General features: G+C 66.7%; 3 protein-coding genes. All 3 read left to right on the plus strand.

Annotated features, from left to right (window positions below; genetic code table 11):
- Window positions 1-217: 217 nt before the first annotated feature.
- Window positions 218-1,420: a 1-deoxy-D-xylulose-5-phosphate reductoisomerase gene (dxr, locus tag ACTHL9_RS09845; RefSeq protein ID WP_440518727.1), complete on the plus strand. Its 1,203-nt coding sequence runs from the start codon at window positions 218-220 to the stop codon at window positions 1,418-1,420.
- Window positions 1,420-2,730, plus strand: coding sequence for a M50 family metallopeptidase (locus ACTHL9_RS09850; protein ID WP_440518729.1), 1,311 nt, complete (start codon window positions 1,420-1,422; stop codon window positions 2,728-2,730). Before dxr ends, ACTHL9_RS09850 begins: the two co-directional genes overlap by 1 nt.
- 44 nt (window positions 2,731-2,774) lie before the next feature.
- On the plus strand, window positions 2,775-3,005 hold a 231-nt coding region (locus tag ACTHL9_RS09855; protein ID WP_440518730.1), incomplete at its 3' end, for a YciI family protein.

The raw sequence follows: 3,005 nt of genomic DNA on the forward strand, positions 1-3,005 counted from the left end.
CGCCCCGCAGGCGTTGAGCGGCAGCAGAAGGGCCAGAAGAAGAACAATCAGGAACGAACGAAGGCAGCGGCGAAGCGCCATTGACATCCCCCAAGAGTCATTGGTGCGAACGGACGGTACGAGACGGTACGAACAGTGCGTGTCGTCGGAGCGTAGCAACGCCCGTCGACCACTGAGCCGGGCCGGCACTCAGCGTTCGTTGCGGTTTACTGGAGGCATGCAGAACCCCGCCGAGCAGCGCTCCGTCATCATCCTCGGCTCGACTGGCAGCATCGGCACCCAGGCGATCAACGTCGTCGACGGCGCTCCGGAGCGCTTCAGGGTCGTGGCTCTGAGCGCGGGCGGAGGGAATCTGGGACTGCTGGCGCTGCAGGCCGTGCATTCGCGTGCTGAAGCCGTTGGCATCGCGGACGGAAGCATCGACGAGCTCCGCAGGCTGATTGCGGGCGCGGCGACGTCGGAGGGTGTCGTGGGTTACGAGCCGGAGCTGTTCGTTGGACCTGACGCATCCACCCGAATTGCCGGGTGGAGGAGCCCAGCGGGACCCGGGGACGTCGTCTTGAACGGCATCACAGGAAGCATCGGCCTGGCTCCGACCCTCGCCGCTCTGGCCTCGGGTGCGACGCTGGCCCTCGCCAACAAGGAGAGTCTCATCGTCGGCGGTGACTTGGTGACCGGGGCGGCGCAGCCCGGCCAGATCGTCCCCGTCGACTCGGAGCATTCAGCCATCGCGCAGTGCCTGCGTGCCGGCCGCGCGGAGGAGGTCGAACGCCTGATCCTCACAGCCTCCGGGGGGCCGTTCCGGGGCCGCAGCCGCGAAGAGCTTCGCCACGTCACACCGGCGCAGGCCCTCAATCACCCAACCTGGGATATGGGGCGCGTGGTGACGACAAATTCGGCCACCCTCGTGAACAAGGGCCTTGAGCTCATTGAAGCCCACCTGCTGTTCGGCGTCGCGCTCGAGGCGATTGACGTCGTCGTCCATCCTCAGTCCGTGGTGCATTCGATGGTGCAGTTCACAGACGGCTCGTTGATCGCGCAGGCTTCGCCGCCCGACATGCGGCTGCCGATTGCCCTGGGCCTCGGATGGCCCGACCGAGTGCCCCACGCGGCCTCACCATGCGATTGGACCCAATCAACCGCCTGGACCTTCGAGCCACTCGATGCGCAGGCCTTTCCCGCAGTGGACCTTGCGCGGGACGCAGCGAAGCAGGGAAGCACGTACCCGGCCGTGTTCAACGCGGCAAACGAGGAAGCCGTCGAGGCGTTCCACGCGGGGCAGATCGGCTTCCTCGACATCGTCGACACAGTCGCCGCAGTGCTGTCCGAGCACGCAGGTTCCTCGGAACTGTCTGTGGAATCGGTGCTTGCCGCCGAAGAATGGGCACGGAAGCGCGCCCACGAGCGTTTGGCTAGCTGATGAATCCCACTGTCCTCTTCATCCTCGGCGTCGTGTTCGTCGCCGTGGGAATCGCCCTGTCCATTGCCCTCCACGAGATCGGCCACCTTCTGCCGGCCAAGCTGTTCAACGTGCGGGTGACGCGATACATGATCGGCTTCGGTCCCACCATCTGGTCGAAGCGCAAGGGAGAGACGGAGTACGGCATCAAGGCCCTCCCGCTCGGAGGGTACGTGCAGATGGTGGGGATGTACCCGCCGAATCGGCGGGATGGGTCCCTGCGGCAGTCGAGCACGGGAATCTTCCAGGGGCTCGCGGAGGCGGCCCGAGACCAAGCCCACGAGGAAGTACGGCCCGAGGACCATGGGCGGCTGTTCTACCAGCTTCCGGTCTGGAAGAAGATCATCATCATGCTCGGCGGACCGGCGATGAACATCCTTCTGGGGATCATCTTCACCGCAGTGGTGCTGATGGGCTTCGGCATCCCTCAACCGACCAACCAGATCGCCTCGGTGTCCGCCTGCATGGTCTCCGCGGACCAGCAGCAGCAGCCGACGGACACCTCGACGTGTACGAAGACCCCTGCGGCGGCAGCAGGGCTGAAGCCGGGCGATACGGTGGTGCGCTTCGACGGCAATGCGGTTTCCGGATGGGACCAGCTCAGCACGTGGATCCGGGCGTCGGCCGGGAAGACCGTGGGGATCACCGTTCTCAGGGACGGCCAAGACATCGACCTCACCATTACACCGGTGCTGAATCGCGTTGCGGTGGCGGGCCCGTCCGGACAGACAACGACGACGGAAAGCGGCTTTGTCGGCATCGCCTCTCGGCAGGCGACCACCCCGCAGCCGGCGACGGCGGTGCTCCCCGCCGTGGGTCAGAGCATCGCCCAGGTGACTGGCGTCGTCGTCAACCTCCCGGCGCGCGTTGTGGGTGTCGCCCAAGCCGCGTTCAGCAGTGCCCCGCGCGACCCGAACGGGCCGATCAGCGTCGTCGGCGTGGGCCGTGTGGCGGGCGAGGTCGCGGCGCTCGAAGACGTGCCGCTCTCGGCGCGCATCTCGACGCTCGTGGGGATCCTGGCGGGCGTCAACCTCGCGCTGGCGGTATTCAATCTCGTGCCTCTTCTCCCGCTCGACGGCGGCCACGTCGCCGGCGCGCTCTACGAAGGCGTACGACGGCGGATTGCGGCTTGGCGCAAGCGGCCCGATCCGGGGCCGTTCGACATCGCGAAACTGCTGCCGCTCACGTATGCGGTGGCGAGCGTCCTCATGGTCATGAGCGTGCTGCTGATCTACGCCGACATCGTGAAGCCCGTGAAGCTGTTCGGCTGAGCCCGTTGTCTGAGCTCCTCCCCGAGTGGGGATAGGCTGGTGATATGACCGTCTTCGCCGTTGAATACCGCTACGATGCCTCCACCGCCTCCCGCCGAGACGAAGTCCGCCCGGATCACCGGGGCTGGCTCGCGACCGTCGCCGAGAAGGGGCAGCTCCTGGTGAGCGGTCCGTACGAGGATGGCACCGGGGCGCTCCTGCTCATCAAGGCCGACGACGCCAACTCCCTCCACTCGCTCCTCGCCGAGGACCCCTTCGCGGTCGAAGGCCTCCTC

The organism is Sinomonas sp. (assembly GCF_051955515.1).
Lineage (GTDB): Bacteria > Actinomycetota > Actinomycetes > Actinomycetales > Micrococcaceae > Sinomonas.